Here is a 16,976-nt window from a genome sequence, read left to right on the forward strand (position 1 = left end):
GGCGTCCTCTCAGGCGGCGTAGCGGTTGGTCGGCCGGGCGAGCCCGAGGTGCCCGCGCAGCGTCGTGGCCTCGTAGGCGGTGCGGAACGCGCCGCGCCGCTGGAGTTCCGGCACCAGCTCGGAGGTGATCGCCACCAGGTCGTCGGGCAGGTGGGCGGGCCGCAGCCGGAAGCCGAACGCGCCGGCCTCGTGCCACTCCAGCAGCTGGTCGGCCAGCTGGCTCGCGTCGCCGGCGAACACGAACGCGTCGGAGTCGATCTCGCCGGACTCCTCGGCGCGCGCCTTGCGGTCGGCGTCGAAGAACACCACGACGTCCGCGAAGTGCCTGAGCCCCTGCACTTCCGCGTCGATCGCGCGCACGTCCTCGGCGCTGTGCGGGGTGGTGAACACCAGGTCCGACGAGCGCCGCGCCAGGTCGTGGATGCGCGAGGCGTGCGACAGCACGGCGACCGGCGGCTGGCCCTGCGGCGGGCGCGGGGTGATCGACGGCCCCTTGACGCTGAACCAGTTGCCGGTGAAGTCGACGTAGTGCAGCTTGTCGCGGTCGATGAACCGGCCGGTGGCGGCGTCGCGGATCTCCGCGTCGTCCTCCCAGCTGTCCCACAACCGCCGCAGCACCTCGACGTAGTCGCCCGTCTCGTCCACCAGGTCGGCCAGCAGCGCGTCGTCCGGCACGTCCGGGAACGCGCGCCGGCCGAAGTGCCGGGCGTGGTCGGCGGCGAACGTGCCGCGCACCCGGACGCCGGCCCGGCCGTTGCTCACGTAGTCCAGCGTGGCGATCGCCTTGGACAGGTGGAACGGCTCGGTCAGCGTGGCGACCACCGTGGGCACCAGCCCGATGTGCGTGGTCAGCGGCGCGACCCGGGACGCGACCAGCACCGAGTCCAACCGCCCGACCGGCCCGAGGTCGTCCTCGAACGTGACGAGGTCCAGCAGGCCGCGCTCGGCCTCCCGCACCAGGTCCACCCAGTACCCCGGCGTGAACCGCGCGGGATCGCACGGCGCGGCGGGGTGCCACCCGGTGCCGTCCAGCGCCACGGCCAGGTGCAGACCAGCTCCCATGTCCCAGCTCCCTTCGACCTCACCCGGATTCTGCGGCAGCACCGGGTCCGGCCGGAGGGGCGACCATTCTGTGGGAACGCTCAGGGTTTTCCGGCCCGGCCGGGAATATCCGCCGCGAACCGCCGATCACCGCCGGGCCCGGTGGTGGCGAGGTCGGCCAGCACCCGGCCGACCGCCGGGACGAACTTGAACCCGTGGCCGGAGAACCCGGCGGCGACGACCAGCGGCCCGTGCCGGTCGAGCACGAAGTCCGAATCGGGCGTCGAGGTGTAGGTGCAGCTGATCGGCGCGAAGTCGTCCGGGTCGACGCCCGGCAGCCACTCCCGGACGTAGCGTTGCAACGCCGCGAGCCGGCCGGCTTCGGGGAGGAAGTCCCGCGCGTCCGGGTCCACCACCCGACCGCCGCCGTGGGCGCCGACCTTGATCCCCTCGCCCGGCGTCGCCAGGCCGTAGACCGCGCCGGGGCGGCGGTGGATGAACGCGGGCCACTCGGTGGCGTCGACCGGCGCGAAGTGCGCGGGCTGCTCCTGGGTCACGGTCAACGGGGGCAGGGCGACCAGCCCGTCGAGCAGCTTCGCCGACCACGCGCCGACCGCGACCACGACCCGTCGAGCGCGGTAGACCTCTTGGTGGGTAACGACTTCGACCCGGTCGCCGACCCGCAGCTCCAGCACCGGGGTCTCGTGCCGCACCACGCCGCCGAGCGCGGTCGTCAAGTCCTGCAACAGGTCCACCGTCCGGTCGGCGTGCAGCCGGCCGGACCGGGGGTGGTGGAACACGTCGCCGTCGAACCGCAGACCCGGCCACCGCTCGCGCGCCGCGTCCGCCGGGAGCACCTCGCCGGGGGATCCGGCCGCCGCCAACGCCTCCGGGATCCCGGAGAGGTCTCCGTGGTCGACGCCACCGGTCTCGGTGAGCAGGCCGCCGCCGAGTTCCCGCCACAGCGCCAGGGCTTCGGCGGCGAACCGCACGTACACCGGGTCCGGGTAGACGAGCCGGAAGATCCGCGACGCGCCGTGCGAAGCGCCGAACACGTGCCCGCGCGCGAACCTCTCCAGCAGCACCACCTCCACGCCGCGCGAGGCGAGCTGCCACGCCGCCGCCGATCCCATCGCCCCGCCGCCGACCACCACCACGTCCACATCGGTCACGCCGCCAGCGTCGCCGCACGGGTCGAGGCTGTCCAGGCGTCCCACCTGGCGGATGCCCGGCGGGTCGCCCTCGATCAGGATCGCGCGGGTCGCCAAGGCGTCGCGGAGGGCGTGCGGGCGCAGCACCGGCTCCATCCCCGTGCACACCACGAGCCTCGGCACGTCCCGGTGGAGGTGCTCGGCGAGCAGCGCGGCGTCGGCGGGCGCGGCGCGGTGGGCGTGCTCCACGACCAGCGTGCCGGGCCGGCGCAGCGCGGCGGCGAGCCCGCAGCGCGCGTCGACCACGCGCACGGCGGGGAGGTCGAGCCCGCGCCGGAGCCGGGCGCGGTCGGCGGCGTGCCGGGCGCGGATCCACAGGTGGGCGCTCACGCCGCACTGTATGTCCGCCCGACGGGCGCGGACGATCGCCCACCCGATGCCTCCGGTTGCGGCATTTGCCCGTCCGGCCGCCGGCGCTTCGCCCGTCGGACCGCCGACGCGATGCCGTGACCTGCGGAAACAGAAATGTTCGGAAAAGTTCGAGGACCGTGTCGATCCGGCGCGGGTGCCGTTCGTCGCGTAGGCAGGACGACAGCGAAGGGACCGCAGAGATGACCACGACCACCGCCCCCACCGCCACCCGCGACCGTTCCGCCGGGCGCACCGACCTGATGCTCGCCGCCTTCCGGATCGTGATCTCGTTCCTGTTCGCCTGCCACGGCCTCCAGGGGTTCGGGTTACTCGGCGGCATCGACGGGCAGGGCACCGCCGTGCCGTTCGGGTCGTTCCCGGGCTGGTGGGGCAGCGCCATCGAACTGGTCGGCTCGGTGCTGGTGGCCTGCGGGATCGCCGCCCGGTCCGCCGCGCTGCTGTGCTCGGGCGCGATGGCGTTCGCCTACTTCGTCGTGCACCAGCCGACCGGGCTGCTGCCGGTGCACAACATGGGCGAGCCGGCCGCCGTCTACTGCTGGGCCTTCCTGCTGATCGCGGTCGTCGGCCCCGGCACTTGCACGCTGGGTCGCGTGTTCCGCGGCTGACCCGCGCGCACGTCAGAATGGGAACCACACGCTCCGAAAGGGACATTTGAGATGCGTTTCATGGTGATCGTCAAGGCCACGCCGGACAGTGAAGCCGGTGCCATGCCCAGCGAGGAAGAGCTGCGGGCCATGGGCGAGTTCAACGAGGAGCTGGTCAACGCGGGCGTGATGCTCGCGGGCGAGGGATTGCACCCCAGCTCGAAGGGCGCGCGGGTGTTCTTCGACGGCGACCAGCGGTCCGTGGTGGACGGTCCGTTCACCGAGACCAAGGAGCTGATCGCGGGTTTCTGGCTGCTGGAGCTGAAGTCGCTGGAAGAGGCCGTCGAGTGGATCAAGCGGGTGCCGAACCCGAACGGCGGCCAGTCGCACATCGAGATCCGCCAGGTGTTCTCGCCCGAGGACTTCGGCGACGTGGCCCCCGACGTGATCCAGCGCGAAGCGGAACTGCGTGCGCAGGCCGCCGCTCAGCACAACGGGTAGTACCCCGCTTGCCGACGCGCATCGGGAGCTGATCTGATTTCGGGTCGTGACAGCTTCCGATGCGCGTCGTGCTGTCGAGGCGGTCTGGCGGATCGAGTCGGCACGGTTGATCGCGGGTCTCGCCCGGATGGTGCGAGACGTGGGCCTGGCCGAGGAACTCGCCCAGGACGCCCTGGTCAGCGCGCTCGAACAGTGGCCGGAGACCGGCATCCCCCGCAACCCCGGGGCGTGGCTGATGACCGCCGCGAAGAACCGGGCGATCGACCAGATCCGCCGCCGGCAGAACTACCAGCGCAAGCTCGCGGAGATCGGTCGGGACCAGGAGTCCGACCACGTGCCGGACGCGGCCGAGGGCGTCGGCGACATCAAGGACGACCTGCTCCGCCTGGTGTTCACCGCGTGCCACCCGGTGCTGTCCACCGAAGCCCAGGTCGCGCTGACGCTGCGGATGCTCGGCGGCCTGACCACCGACGAGATCGCGCGGGCGTTCCTGGTCGCCGAATCGACCGTGGCGCAACGGATCGTGCGGGCGAAGAAGGCGCTGGCCAAGGCGAACGTGCCGTTCGAGGTGCCGGCGGAGGACGAGCGGGACGCGCGGCTGTCCAGCGTGCTCGGCGTCATCTACCTGATCTTCAACGAGGGCTACTCGGCCACCGCGGGCGACGACTGGATGCGTCCCGCCCTGTGCGCGGACGCCCTGCGCCTGGCCCGCGTGCTGGCCGGCCTGATGCCCCGCGAACCCGAGGTGCACGGCCTGGTGGCGCTGCTGGAGATCCAGGCGTCCCGCTCCCGCGCCCGCACCGGCCCGAACGGCGAGCCCGTCCTGCTGATGGCCCAGAACCGGGCGCTGTGGGACCAGCTGCACATCCGGCGCGGCCTGGCGGCGCTGGAGAAGTCGGGGCGCGGGCCGTACTCGATCCAGGCCCGGATCGCCGCGTGCCACGCCCGCGCGCGCACCCCCGAGGACACCGACTGGACCCTGATCGCCGGCCTGTACGAGACGTTGGCGCTGGTCACGCCGTCGCCGATCGTGGCGCTCAACCACGCGGTGGCGATCGGCATGGCGTTCGGCCCGGCGACCGCGCTGGAGCTGGTGGACGAACTGGTCGACGAGCCGGCGTTGAAGGACTACCACCTGCTGCCGAGCGTGCGCGGTGACCTGCTGGCCAAGCTGGGGCGGCCGGCCGAGGCGCGAGTGGAGTTCAAGCGGGCGGCGTCGATGACCCGCAACGAGCGTGAACGGACGTTGTTGCTGGACCGCGCGGCGGCGTGCGGGTGATGGGGTGCGGGTGACGGGGGTGCGGTACCGGCCGTTGGCGGCGCAGGACGTGCTGGATCTGGACGACAGCTTCACGACGGACACGGTGTTCGAGGTGACGGCGGGGTCGTCGGGGTCGTCGGGGTTCGCGCTGCGGGAAGTTCCGGTGGTTCCGGCGCTGACCAAGGTGTTCCCGCCGGATCACGACGCCGAGCCGGTGGTGGGGTTCGTCGCGGAGGATTCGGCCGTGCGGGGATTCGTGCTGGTGGCGTACGCGGAGTGGCACGCGCGGGTCGTGATCCAGCAGCTCACGGTCGATCCGGCGTATCGGGGGATGGGGATCGGGCGGCGGTTGATGGAGTTGGGCGTGGAGTGGGGGCGTGGGCGCGGGGCGCGGACGGCGTGGCTGGAGACGTCGAACGTGAACGTGCCGGCGGTGCGTGCGTACCTGCGGATGGGGTTCGAGCTGTGCGGGTTGGACACGACGTTGTACCGGGGGACGGTGTCGGAGGGGGAGGTCGCGTTGTACATGGGGCGGGAGTTGTAGGTCGGCGCTTGCGCCGGGGCCTGTGGCAGTGCGTTTCGTCCGGAATTCGACACCGACGCGGACCGAATGAAAAACGGCATGGTGGGCTGAGAATCCCCAGGTCAAAAAGCATCTTCCCCGCGCCGGTGGGGGTTGGTCAGGCCGACGCCACCGCGTGGTGCGCGCCCGACGCCGCCGACATGTCGTGGCACGGTGTCGCGTCCGGATACCGGCCCGCCGCGAACGCTCCCGGCGCAATGCCCATCGCCGCGCGGAACTCCGTGCTCAGGTGCGCCTGGTCGTAGTACCCCAACTCGTGCGCCAACCGCGCCCACGACCCCGCCGCACCCGACGCCACCACCCTCCGCACCCGCTCGATCCGCGAGTACTGCTTGGGCGACACCCCCACCGCGTCACGGAACAACGTCCGCAGGTGCCGCTCACTCACGTGCAACGCCCGCGCCGCCCCGGCGACCCCCAAACGCGGCACCGCGCGCACCGCTTCCGCGACCACCGCGTCACGCCCCGGGTCCGCGTCGGCGAAGCGGTCCGCCACCATCTTGCGCAGGCCGTCGAAGCCCCGGACCCTCCCCCACACGTCGCGCAGCGGCACGACCGTGTCCACCAGTTCGCGCGCCGACACGCCCAGCAGCGCCCGCGCCCGGCCCGGACGCAGCCGCACCTTCAGCCGGTGGGCGGGGATCGTCTCGAAGTACGTCCCGCGCGTGCGCGGACCCACCACGAACGCCTCTTCGGACACCGAGCACAGCACCAGGGTCGTCGCCGCGTCCGGCGGCAGGGCCCGGGTCCCCGCCGGCGTGACCGTTTCGACCCGCATGTCCGTCACCCACTCGCGCAGCTCCACACCTCTGCCAACAGCCCACCCCACCCGGAAAGTCCGTAGGCCGACCGATGTCTCCGCACCAGTGCGGAGAGCACCGTAAGACGATGACCACCGACCCTGTACGAGACGAGACCCCCGCCCAGCGGATGGACCGCAACTACGCCGAGATCCTCCAGGAGATGCGGGTCGCCCAGACCGGCGTGCAGCTGCTGCTGGCGTTCCTGCTGACGCTCGCGTTCACGCCCCGGTTCGGCACGCTGAGCTTCTTCCAGCTCCAGGTGTACGTGCTCAGCCTGGTGCTCGGCGCGACCTCCACCGCCCTGCTGATCGCGCCCGCGCCGTTCCACCGGCTGGTGTTCCGCCGCCGGCTCAAGCAGGAACTCGTGCGCACGTCCAGCAGGCTGCTGCTGGCGGGTCTGGTGCTGCTCAAGCTCGCGCTCGCCACCGCGCTGCTGCTGATCCTCGACGTGGTGCTGGGCCTGCGGCCGGCCGCCTGGATCACCGGCGGGTTGGTGCTGTGGTTCGGGTTCTGGTGGTTCGCGCTGCCGCTGGGCTTCCGGGCCCGCTCCGCGTACCGGTCAGCCCACGCGGTGCCGGATGGCCTCCCGGGCGATGTCGGTGCGCGACCGGACCCCCAGCTTCGCCAGCACGTGTGAGACGTGGGTGGCCACCGTCCGACCGGACAGGAACAGGCGTTCGCCGATCTGCCGGTTGGACAGGCCGGTCACCACCAGCTCGGTGACCTTCAGCTCCATCGGGGTCAGGCTCTCCCAGCCGTGCGTGGCCCGCCGGTGCTTGGCGTGCGGGCCGCGCCGGATGCCCAGTTCCCGCAGGCGGGCCAGCAGCAGGGTCGCGTCCCAGTCCGCGCCCAGCGCGGTGTGCACGTCGACCGCGTGGCTCAGCGCGGCCCGCGCGGAGGTCCGGTCGCCGGAGGACGCGAACGCCACGGCCGCCGCTCCCAGCGCCTTGGCCCTCGACAGCGGACGGCCCGCCGCGCGGTACTCGTCGGCGGCGTGCAGCAGGCCGACCGGGTCGTCGGCGACCAGCGCGCGGCAGTAGGCGGCGGACGCCCGGCGGTGCGGCACGTCGAGTTCGACGGCGAGCCGCTCGGCCCGCGCGACGGCGGCGGCCGGATCCTCGCCCAGCTCCACGGCCAGCCGCACGGCGTCGGGCAGCAGGTCTTCCACCGCGTCCATGCCCGCCGCCAGCACGGCCAGCGCCTCCCGCGCCCGCCCGGCCTGCTCCAGCTCCAGCGCGGTGGCCAGGGCGAGCGGGCCGACCACGTGACCCTCGACCTCCGCGCCCGCCGCGTCCAGGTGCCGGCGCGCGCCTTCGGCGTCGCCGCGGTGCAGGTGGACGAGCGCGGCCACGCCGTGGTCGCAACGCGACACCATCGGGTGCTTGAGGTCGTCGGCGAGCAGGTCGACGTCCACGAGTGCCTCGTCCCAGCGACCCGCGTCGTACAGGAGCTGGCCGAGCGCGCTCTGCGCCTGGGCGAGGCGGACGGTGTTGCCGGTCTGGTCGGCGGCGTGCCGGACGACGCTCGCGGACGCGATCGCCTCCTCGCCCCGGTCCAGCTCGCCCAGCGTCACGGCCTGGTTGATCTGGAGCAGCAGCCGCAGGTCGGCGGTGGCCGGGTCGCCCATGGCCACGGCCAGCGCCCGGTCGAACAGCGGCAGCGCCTCGGCCATCAGACCGCGCGCCATGGCCACGATGGTGCGCACGTGCAGCGCCCAGCTGGTCGCCGTGCGGTCGCCGGTCCGCCGGGCGATCTCCTCGGCGGTGTCGGCGAGCCGTTCCGCGTCGGCCAGCCCGCCCACGTCCCAGTGCGCGCGGGCGGCGAGCACCAGCAGCCGGGCGCGGTCGCCCTCGGGCAGGCCGGGACGGGTCAGGGCGCGGTCGAGTTCGACCAGCGTCTCGGCCGAGCGGCCGGTCATGGACCTGCACTGGGCGAGGGTCCAGTGCAGGTCCACGAGGGTGCCGTGTTCGAGCCCGGCCAGCGCCACGGCTTCCGCGCCGTGGTGGTCGCCGAGCCGGAACCGGGCTTCGGCCAGGTGCGCCAGCAGCACACCGCGCCGGGCGGTCGCGTTCGGCGTGACCACGACCCGGCCGAGCAGGTCCACGGCGGCTTCGGGGGCGTGCGCGACGAGGGTCGCGCCGTGTTCGTCCAGCCAGTCGGTCACCCAGGCGGGCATGCGGTCGTCGGCGGCGAGCAGTTGCCGGGTGACCCGGTCGACGCCCGCGCCGCTCTCCGCGAGCGCCCGCGCGGCCTCGCCGTGCCACGCGCTGCGGGCGCTGGCCGGGACCTCGTCGTAGAGGGCGGCGCGGACCAGCGGGTGCCGGAAGCTCAGGCCGATCCGCCCGTCCTCCAGCACGCCCGCGACGGTCGCGTCCTGCAACGCGGGCAGCAGGTCGACCACCCGGGTGCCGAGCACGGCGGCCAGGTCGGCGACCGGGAAGCCGACGCCGAGCAGCGCGGCGGCGACCAGCACCCGGCGGACGTCGGCGCTGAGGAAGCCGATGCGGTCGGCGATGGCGGCGGACAGCGTGGCGGGCAGGTCGGTCTGGGTGAGCCGGGCGGTGCCGGCCGCGTCCACCTCGACCGCCCGGCCCCGGACCAGCGCCTCGACCAGCTCGACCAGGTAGAGCGGGTTGCCGCCGGCGTCGGCGGCGAGCCGGGCCAGGGCGTCGTCGGGGGTGCCGCCGGCCAGCGCGCCGACGAGTTCGACCACCGCCGCGGCGCCCAGGTTCGGCACGGTCAGGCGTTCCACGCCGCTGCGCAGCGCGGCCAGGTCGTCCCGGCGCGGCAACGGCCGCAGCACGCCGATCAGCAGCAGCGGGAGCTGCGGGACCAGCCGGGCCAGCCGCTTCCACACCGCGACGGTGGCCGCGTCCGCCCAGTGCAGGTCGTCCAGCACGAGGACGACCGGACCCATCGCGCACAGGTCGTCCACGCGGGCCAGCAGGCGTTCGGCGGTGGCCGTCGCGCCGGGGTCGGAGCGGGCCGCCGACAGCGCGTCGAGCAGGGGCAGCAGCGGCAGCGAGCGGCCGAGTTCGTCGCCCGCGCCCTTGCACACCCGGAAACCGCGCGCGGCGGCCGTCTCGCAGACGGCCTTGACCAGGGCGGTCTTGCCGATCCCGGGCTCGCCCTCGACCACCAGCGCGGCACCCCGCCCCTCGGCCAGGGCGTCGACCCGGGCCACGAGGCGGGTCAGCTCACGCTCGCGGCCAACGAGACGCAGGGTGACGACACGCACACCGTGAGAATACAAGGCAAACGGCAGGTTAACAAGATGTTTCGCTATTTCAAATCAACTCGGCGTTCGCAGCGTTCGCCGTTTGTTCACCGAAATCACTGCGGCGTTTCACCCGCTGCTGTCACGGTAGCCGCGGCGCCGAATTCTCCCGGAATTTCCTCCGATCTCCCGTGACTGGAGCGCACATGCGAATCGGACGAGTGCTCATCGCCGTCCTGCTGGTGGCCGTCTTCACGACCGCCGCCGGCGTGGCCCCGTTCGGCGGAATGCCCTACAACTGATCGGTCCGCAGCCGGTCCGAAACCGAATCATCGAACGCCGAAGCACCGACCGACTTATTCCACTCGATGTGGTGTCGGTAGAACGACTCCGAGTCCGCCGAACGGCCCGCGCCCAATCCAGCGCTCATCGCCACCAGCGCTTCCACCCGAACACGGCGCAACCGTTCGTAAGCCTCGAACGCCGCACGCGGCTCGGAGAAGTCGCGTAGACACATCGCCAGGACAACGCCGTCCTCCAGCGCCATCGACGCGCCTTGACCCGCTGCCGGGGACGCGGCGTGCGCCGCGTCCCCGACCAGCACCACCCGCCCGTCGTGCCACACCGGAGTGGACGGCACGTCGTGGGCGTTGCCGGCGTGGATCTCGCCGCTCGCGCGGATGATCGACGCCGCCGGCACGTCGTCGCCGGCGAACGCGGCGGCGGCCCGCTCGACCAGGTCCGGCGGGGTGCCACCGGACGACTCCTCGGCGAAGGACTCCTCGGCGGGCAGCTCGTCGGCGGGCACGCGGGCGAACCACCAGGTCCGGCCGTCGGGCGCGGTCGTGTGCCCGAAGAACGCCGTGCCGCCGGCGATCATGTGGTACCGGCCGGGCGCGGTCGTCGGCGCGAGGCCCTCGGTGTAGCCGTAGAAGATGTTCAGGCCCGTGTAGCGGGGTTCCGGCGCGGCCGGGTCGAGGATCCGGCGGGTCGCCGAGTGCAGGCCGTCCGCACCGACCAGGACGTCACCCGTGGTGTGCGTGCCGTCGGCGAACGTCGCCCGCACCCCGTCCGCCGTGTGCTCCGCGTGGACCAACCGCTTGCCGTGCCGGATCTCCACGCCCCGGCGCGCGGCCTCGTCGTGCAGCGCGCGGTACAGCTCCGACCGGCGCAACGTGCGCGGACCGGTGAGGTCGCTGTGCCAGCGCGCTTCGCTGACCAGCCGGCCGTCGCCGGTGTAGAGGTCGAGGCCGTCGGCGGCGAAGGAATGGTCGACCACCGGCTGTTCCGCGCCGATCGCGCGTAAGGCGTCCAAACCGTTGTGCATGATCGTCAGGAATGCGCCGATGTCGTCCGCACCGGTCGGGTACGCCTCGTGCACCACTGCTTCGATCCCGGCTTCGCGCAACGCCATGGCGGTCACGGGTCCGGCGATTCCACCACCGATGATCAGCACTTTGGTCATGCCGATCACGCTAGCGGGTGAACTACGCTGCGGACTCGTGGCGACGGACCCGACCCGTGGCGCCGTGCGCGTGGTGCGCTGCGGCGCGGTCGGGCTGTCCTCCGGGCTGCTCGCCGTCGTGGCGCACGCCGGGGCGGACGGGCACCTGCCGCCCGTGCCGCACGTCGCGGTGTTCGCGGTCGCCGTGGCCTGGGTGTGCGGGCCGCTGACCGACCGCAGGCTCGGGTTCGGCGAGATCCTCGGCCTGGTCGGCCTGGTCCAGGTGACCGTGCACGCGTTCCTCGCCCTGCTCGCCCGCCACCCCCGGGAACTCCTGCCCACGCCGGCCATGCTGGTCGCGCACGTGCTGGCCACCGGGGTCGTCGTCGCGGCGCTGGCCGGCGCGGAACGGGCCGTGTTCCGGCTCGCCGCCGCGCTGGCGTCCGTGCTGCCGCGCAAGCTCGCGCCGCCGCCCGCCCGCGCGCCGTTGGGCATCCTCACCGCCGAGCACCCGCAGCCGCCGCTGTCGGAGGTGCTGCGCCGCCGCACGCTGCCCCGTCGCGGGCCACCCCTCTTCTCCTAGGTCGCCCCGCCACACCACCGGTCCCGCCTCGGGACCGGTGGCATTCCCCGGTACCCAGGAGTTATCGCCATGACAGAGTCCTGGCGCGGCCTCGTGCTGCGCTTCCACTTCTACGCGGGCGTGCTGGTGGGCCCGTTCGTCCTGATCGCCGCCCTGACCGGCGTGCTGTACGCCGCGACGCCGCAACTGGAGTCGTGGATCTACTCGGACCGCTTGCAGGTGCCCGCGTCCGAGCGGACCGTGCCGCTGTCGCAGCAGGTCCAGGCCGCCGTCGCGGCCGGTCCCGGCGGTGCGCCGGTCGCCGTGCGGCCCGCGCCCGAACCCGGCACGACCACCCGGGTGCTGTTCGCCGCGCCGGATCTCGGCGGTTCCGAGCAGCGCGCGGTGTTCGTCGATCCCGGGACCGGCGCGGTCGTCGGGGACCTGGTGACCTACGGGTCGAGCGGCGTGCTGCCGTTGCGGACCGCGTTGGACAAGATCCACGCCAACCTGCTGCTGGGCGAGCCCGGCCGGCTCTACAGCGAGCTGGCCGCGTCCTGGCTGTGGGTGGTCGCCCTGGGCGGCGTGTTCCTGTGGTTCTCCCGCCGCCGCGCGGTGAAGCCCAAGCCCGCCACCCGGCGGCACGCCGTGATCGGGCTGTGGGTGCTGGTGGGCGCGTTGTTCCTGTCCGCGACCGGGTTGACGTGGTCCACCTACGCCGGCGAGAACGTCGCGGACCTGCGCAAGGCGTTCGGCTGGACCACGCCGGCGCTGGACGTCGCGGGCTCCGGCGACCACGCCGGGCACGCCGCCGGCACGCCCACCGCCGGGTCACCGTCCGAAGTGGACGGTGTGCTCGCGGTGGCGCGCAAGGCGGGGATCGACGCGCGGGCGGTGGAGATCGGGTTCCCGGCGTCCGGCGGGGCGTGGAAGGTCGCCGAGATCGAACGCGGCCTGCCCACCCAGGTCGACGCCGTCGCCGTTCGCGGCGGGGCGGTCGTGGACCGGGTGGACTTCGCGGACTACTCGCTGATCGCGAAGCTCAGCCGGTGGGGCATCGACGCGCACATGGGCGTGCTGTTCGGCTGGCCCAACCAGGTGCTGTTGCTGCTGCTCGGGCTGGGCCTGGTGACGGTGGTCGTGCTCGGCTACCGGATCTGGTGGCTGCGCCGGCCGACCCGGGGCTTCGGCCGCCCGGTGCCGCGCGGGCAGTGGCGCAAGACCCCGCGCGGGCAGCTGGTCGCGGTGCTCGTGGTCGCGGCGGGCGTGGGCTGGTTCGTGCCGCTGTTCGGGCTGAGCCTGGTCGCGTTCCTGGTGGTGGACGCCCTGGTGGCCCGTCGCCGGACCGGTGTGGTCGAACCGGTGTAGCCGCGCCGGTCCGCTCGGACCGGCGGAATTCGGGCGGCGGTCGGGCCGCACGGGGTTAGTCTGGGTCATGCCTTTCGGTTGACGCCCGGTACCACCCCCGGCCCGCCCGCTGTCCCGGCTGTTCGTCGGCTGGGCGCTGCTGGCCGACGTCGTGCCCATCTACCCGATGTACGCGCTGCTGTTCGCGGACAACGGCATGTCGGACGGGCAGATCTCCGCGCTGTTCGCGATCTGGTCCACGGTGGCCGTGGTCGCGGAGATCCCGTTCGGCGCGCTGGCCGACCGGTTCTCCCGGCGGTGGTCGCTGGTCGCGGCGGGCGGGTTGCAGGCGTCGGGGTACGCGCTGTGGACGGCCGTGCCCGGTTTCTGGTCGTACGCGGCGGGTTTCGTGCTGTGGGGCCTCGGTGGCGCGCTCGTGTCGGGCGCGCTGGAGGCCCTGCTGCACGACGCGCTGGCGGCGGTCGGCGCGGTCGACCACTTCGGCCGCGTGCTGGGCCGGGTGACGGCGGTGGGCCTGCTCGCCCAGATCCCCGCCGCGCTCGCCGCGACCGCGCTGTTCGCCACCGGCGGGTACGCCCTGGTGGGCTGGGTGAGCGTGGCGACCTGCCTGGGCGCCGCCCTGGTCGCGACCCGGCTGCCGGAAACCCCGCGCGGCGAGCCGGAGAGCTACCTGGCCACCTTGCGCTCGGGCCTGGCCGAGACCGCCGCCGTGCCGGCCGTGCGACGGGCCGTGCTCGTGGTGGCGCTGCTGCTGGGCGTGGACGCCTTGGAGGAGTACTTCCCGTTGCTGGCGAGGGAGTGGGACGTCCCGGTGGCGCTCGTCCCGGTGGCCGTGCTGGCGATCCCGTTGGCCGGTGCGGCGGGCGCGGCGCTGAACACGCCCCGCGCGCCGCTCGGTGCGCTGCTGGCGTTGTCGGCGTTGCTGCTGGGCGGGGCCGGGCTGCTGCACCACCCGGCGGGCCTGGCCCTGGTCGCGTTGTCGTACGGGCTGTACCGGCTGGTGCTCGTGGTGGCCGAGACCAGGTTGCAGGAACGGATCACGGGTTCCGCACGGGCCACCGTCACGTCGGTGGCCGGCCTGGGCAGCGAGGTCGCGTCCTACGGCGTGTACGCGGCGTGGGTGGTCGGCGGGGTGTCGCTGGTGTCACTGGGGATCCTGGCCGTCGCCCTGCTGCTGCCCTGGGCGTTGCGGGCGGGCCGGACCGGGGTCGGGGTGGTGCCCTAGTGCGGAGGAACCACACGACCGCGGGCGCGCGTCCGTTCACCACTCGGCCAGCCGCTGCACCTCGTCGTACCCGGGGACCTCGCCCACGGGCACGCCGTCGCGCACCGCCCGCGCGGTCGCCACGGTCGCCTGGAGGGCGGCCCGGAACAGCAGCGATCCGGTGCTGACCCGGCGCACGCCCAACTCCGCCAACTCCCGGATGTCCCGCTGCGCCAGCACGTTCAGCGGTACCGGGACCGCCGCGACCACCGCCGCGATGGCTCCCGGCTCGACCAGGCCGGGGACGAAGATCCCGTCCGCTCCCGCGTCCACGTACCGCCGCGCCCGCTCCACCGTGCTCCCCCGGTCCACCCCCAGCCAGTGCGTGTCGACCCGGGCGTTGACGAACAGGTGCGGCGCGGTCTCCTTGAACGCCCGCACCGACTCCGCCTGCACCACCGGATCGGCCAGCCCGTCCCCGCGCCCGTCCTCGACGTTCACGCCCGCCACCCCGAGGTCGGCCAGCTCCGCCGCCAACCCGCGCACGTCGCCGAACCCGGCTTCGACGTCGACCGACACCGGGACCGGCAGCCGCACCAGCTTCCGGGCCAGCGCTAGGGTTTCCCCGCGTGCCACGCCCGCCGCGTCCGGGATGCCGTTGGCCGCCGCGACGCCCAGGCTGGTCGTGCCGATCGCCGCGAAACCGGCCCGCACCAACGCCGCCGCCGACGCGAAGTCCCAGGCGTTGGGCAGCACCAGGGGTTCCGGCCCGGCGTGCAGGCGGTGGAACGTGCCCTCGGCCAACGCCGACGCGTGCTCGCGCGCCGGGCAGCCGTGCCGTCCCGCGCCGAACGGCGCGCCGGCCAGGTCGACCAGCACCTCCGCACCGTCCGGCGCGATCCGCCGGGTGACCGGGACCGGCGGCTCCTTGCCCGCGATCAGCGCCTCCATCGCCGCACTGGCCTGCACCAGCAGCCCGATCACCGCAGCGGTCTCCTCGTCCCACACCCCGCCGCACCACCCGACCAGCCGCGCCACGGCATCGTCGGCGGCGGCCGTGATCGGCGTGTGGGGCTGGTACGACCGCGCCACCACCGCCACGTCGGGCACGACCGTGCGCGGCAACCCGAGCGCGGAAGCCAGCTTCGCCACCGCGTGCCCCGGCCGCCGCAACCCCTCGACGTCCACAGTGGACAGTCGGGCGACGGCCGCCGCCCGCCGCCGCTCGTGGTCCGCGCCCTCGCTGAACCGGGCCACGTGGCAGCGCAGCCACGCCACCCCGCGCTCGGCATACGGCACGGACGGGACGGTGTAGGCCGGGTCGAGCAGCACGTCGTGTTCCACGCCGACCACGGTAGGCGCACGACGCTTCGGCGGGCGCCGAAGTGTCCGGCGCGCACAATGGCCTCATGGCCGCCGACGAACTCGCGAACCTGGCCGCGCTGCTGGCCGACCGCACCCGCGCGCGGTTCCTGCTGTCCCTGCTGGACGGCCGGGCCTGGACCGCCGGCGAACTCGCGCGGGCCGCCGAGGTCTCCCAGCCCACCGCGAGCGAGCACCTGACCCGCCTGGTCCAAGCGGGCCTGCTCCGGGAACGCCGCCAGGGCCGGCACCGCTACGTCCAGCTCGCGGGCCCGCGCGAGGCCGACCTGCTGGAGCACCTGCTGGCCTATCTCGGCCCGACGCCGCCCGCGCGCGGTCTCCAGGCGGCGACCGCGTCCGCCGCGCTGGCCCGGGGCCGCACCTGCTACGACCACCTGGCCGGACGCCTGGGCGTGGCCATCGCCGACGCCATGGTCGACCGGCGCCTGCTGGACGACGCGCTCGCGCTCACCCCGGCGGGCGCGCGGTGGCTCGGCGACCTCGGCGCGGACTTCTCCACCACCCGCCGGCCGATCGCCAAGGCGTGCCTGGACTGGACCGAACGCCGGTCGCACCTGGCCGGCGCGGCGGGCGCGTACGTCTGCGCGCACCTGCACGACCGGGGCTGGGTCCGCAAGTCCGGCACCGGCCGCGCGGTCGCGGTCACCGCCCCCGGCCGGGCCGGGCTGGCCGACCTGCTCGGGCTCTCAGCGCTGTAGCCACTTCGGCAGCCAGGACGCGTTGCCCGCCGGCAGCACGTCCACGACCACGCAGGTGATGTTGTCCGGCCCGCCGCCCGCGTTGGCCGCGGCGATGAGCGCCCCCACGGTCGCGTCGCCGTCCGGGTCGGCGGTGAGCAGTTCGCCGATCTCGGCCGGGCCGACCACGTCGGACAGGCCGTCCGAGCAGATCAGGTACCGGTCGCCGGCCTCGACGTCGTGGAAGAACAGGTCGGTGTCGTGCGAGCTGCCCGCTTGCAGCGCCCGCATCAGCATGGACCGGCCGGGGTGCTCGGCGGCCTGCTCGGCGGCCATCCGACCGTCGTCCACCAGCGCCTGGACCATGGTGTGGTCGCGGGTGAGCTGGGTGAGTTCGCCGTCGCGGACCAGGTAGCACCGGGAGTCCCCGATGTGCCCGACCGCGAACCGCTCGCCGTCCCACAGCAGCGCGGTGAGCGTGGTGCCCATGCCGCGCATGTCGAAGTTCTCCTCGGCCAGGTCGGTCAGCCGGATCGCGATCTCCCGCGCGGCACCGGCCAGTGCGGACAGCGGGTCGTCGGCGTCGACGTCCAGTTCGGCGAGCACCGCCACCGCGATGGAGCTGGCCACCTCCCCGTACGCGTGACCGCCCATCCCGTCGGCAACTGCGTACAGGCGCTCGCTGAAGTACACCGAGTCCTCGTTCGCCTCACGGCGCAGGCCGGGGTCCGTCCCGACGGCGTGGCGGAGCGCATACATGCCGGA

16 protein-coding genes are annotated in these 16,976 nt (G+C 73.9%); 9 read left to right on the forward strand and 7 right to left on the reverse strand.

Annotated features, from left to right (window positions below):
- Positions 1-9: 9 nt before the first annotated feature.
- Positions 10-1,062 carry an LLM class flavin-dependent oxidoreductase gene (locus AC0HI0_RS29155; protein ID WP_480926703.1) on the reverse strand — a complete coding sequence of 351 codons (1,053 nt, stop codon included), beginning with the start codon at positions 1,060-1,062 and terminating at the stop codon, positions 10-12.
- A gap of 80 nt (positions 1,063-1,142) precedes the next feature.
- On the reverse strand, positions 1,143-2,582 hold the full coding sequence (locus AC0HI0_RS29160) for an FAD-dependent oxidoreductase (RefSeq protein ID WP_480926704.1): 1,440 nt from the start codon (positions 2,580-2,582) through the stop codon (positions 1,143-1,145).
- 221 nt (positions 2,583-2,803) lie between these two features.
- Here AC0HI0_RS29160 and AC0HI0_RS29165 point away from each other — a divergent pair, with 221 nt between their 5' ends.
- Genes AC0HI0_RS29165 through AC0HI0_RS29180 form a run of 4 tightly spaced genes read left to right on the forward strand, consistent with a single transcriptional unit; the run spans position 2,804 to position 5,514 of the window.
- Positions 2,804-3,229 (forward strand): DoxX family protein, encoded by a 426-nt coding sequence (locus AC0HI0_RS29165; RefSeq protein ID WP_480926705.1) that lies wholly within the window; start codon positions 2,804-2,806, stop codon positions 3,227-3,229.
- Positions 3,230-3,280: 51 nt separating this feature from the next.
- Entirely contained in the window at positions 3,281-3,709 is a 429-nt protein-coding gene (locus AC0HI0_RS29170; RefSeq protein WP_480926706.1) for a YciI family protein, read from the forward strand.
- A 46-nt stretch (positions 3,710-3,755) separates the two neighbouring features.
- Positions 3,756-4,988 (forward strand): RNA polymerase sigma factor, encoded by a 1,233-nt coding sequence (locus AC0HI0_RS29175; RefSeq protein WP_480926707.1) that lies wholly within the window; start codon positions 3,756-3,758, stop codon positions 4,986-4,988.
- Between the two features lie 10 nt (positions 4,989-4,998).
- Positions 4,999-5,514 carry a GNAT family N-acetyltransferase gene (locus AC0HI0_RS29180; protein WP_480926708.1) on the forward strand — a complete coding sequence of 172 codons (516 nt, stop codon included), beginning with the start codon at positions 4,999-5,001 and terminating at the stop codon, positions 5,512-5,514.
- Between the two features lie 136 nt (positions 5,515-5,650).
- Here AC0HI0_RS29180 and AC0HI0_RS29185 read toward each other — a convergent pair whose 3' ends face one another.
- Entirely contained in the window at positions 5,651-6,331 is a 681-nt protein-coding gene (locus tag AC0HI0_RS29185; RefSeq protein ID WP_480926709.1) for a helix-turn-helix domain-containing protein, read from the reverse strand.
- Positions 6,332-6,441: 110 nt separating this feature from the next.
- Between AC0HI0_RS29185 and AC0HI0_RS29190 the strand changes: the two genes are divergently transcribed.
- The gene (locus tag AC0HI0_RS29190; RefSeq protein WP_480926710.1) at positions 6,442-6,993 is read left to right on the forward strand and encodes a DUF6328 family protein; all 552 of its coding nucleotides are present in this window, start codon (positions 6,442-6,444) and stop codon (positions 6,991-6,993) included.
- Here AC0HI0_RS29190 and AC0HI0_RS29195 read toward each other — a convergent pair.
- Together AC0HI0_RS29195 and AC0HI0_RS29200 are read right to left on the reverse strand one after the other, a co-directional pair.
- Positions 6,916-9,594, reverse strand: a complete 2,679-nt coding sequence (locus tag AC0HI0_RS29195; RefSeq protein WP_480926711.1) for an ATP-binding protein — start codon at positions 9,592-9,594, stop codon at positions 6,916-6,918. The genes AC0HI0_RS29190 and AC0HI0_RS29195 overlap by 78 nt on opposite strands.
- 271 nt (positions 9,595-9,865) lie before the next feature.
- The gene (locus AC0HI0_RS29200) at positions 9,866-11,038 is read right to left on the reverse strand and encodes an FAD-dependent monooxygenase (RefSeq protein ID WP_480926712.1); all 1,173 of its coding nucleotides are present in this window, start codon (positions 11,036-11,038) and stop codon (positions 9,866-9,868) included.
- A 37-nt stretch (positions 11,039-11,075) separates the two neighbouring features.
- On the opposite strand from AC0HI0_RS29200, the gene AC0HI0_RS29205 reads away from it, so the two are divergent.
- The 3 genes from AC0HI0_RS29205 to AC0HI0_RS29215 all read left to right on the forward strand — a co-directional run bounded on the left by AC0HI0_RS29205 (position 11,076) and on the right by AC0HI0_RS29215 (position 14,172).
- Entirely contained in the window at positions 11,076-11,600 is a 525-nt protein-coding gene (locus AC0HI0_RS29205) for a hypothetical protein (protein ID WP_480926713.1), read from the forward strand.
- 69 nt (positions 11,601-11,669) lie between these two features.
- Positions 11,670-12,947 carry a PepSY-associated TM helix domain-containing protein gene (locus AC0HI0_RS29210; RefSeq protein ID WP_480926714.1) on the forward strand — a complete coding sequence of 426 codons (1,278 nt, stop codon included), beginning with the start codon at positions 11,670-11,672 and terminating at the stop codon, positions 12,945-12,947.
- Positions 12,948-13,098: 151 nt separating this feature from the next.
- The gene (locus AC0HI0_RS29215) at positions 13,099-14,172 is read left to right on the forward strand and encodes an MFS transporter (protein WP_480926715.1); all 1,074 of its coding nucleotides are present in this window, start codon (positions 13,099-13,101) and stop codon (positions 14,170-14,172) included.
- Between the two features lie 36 nt (positions 14,173-14,208).
- Here AC0HI0_RS29215 and AC0HI0_RS29220 read toward each other — a convergent pair whose 3' ends face one another.
- Positions 14,209-15,495: an isocitrate lyase/PEP mutase family protein gene (locus AC0HI0_RS29220; RefSeq protein ID WP_480926716.1), complete on the reverse strand. Its 1,287-nt coding sequence runs from the start codon at positions 15,493-15,495 to the stop codon at positions 14,209-14,211.
- A gap of 65 nt (positions 15,496-15,560) precedes the next feature.
- Between AC0HI0_RS29220 and AC0HI0_RS29225 the strand changes: the two genes are divergently transcribed.
- Positions 15,561-16,232 (forward strand): ArsR/SmtB family transcription factor, encoded by a 672-nt coding sequence (locus AC0HI0_RS29225; protein WP_480926717.1) that lies wholly within the window; start codon positions 15,561-15,563, stop codon positions 16,230-16,232.
- On the opposite strand, the gene AC0HI0_RS29230 is transcribed toward AC0HI0_RS29225, so the two are convergent.
- Positions 16,221-16,970 (reverse strand): PP2C family protein-serine/threonine phosphatase, encoded by a 750-nt coding sequence (locus AC0HI0_RS29230; protein WP_480926718.1) that lies wholly within the window; start codon positions 16,968-16,970, stop codon positions 16,221-16,223. The two genes, AC0HI0_RS29225 and AC0HI0_RS29230, sit on opposite strands and share 12 nt — an antisense overlap.
- Between the last annotated feature and the right edge of the window lie 6 nt (positions 16,971-16,976).

This window comes from Saccharothrix sp. NBAS 001, from assembly GCF_056640475.1.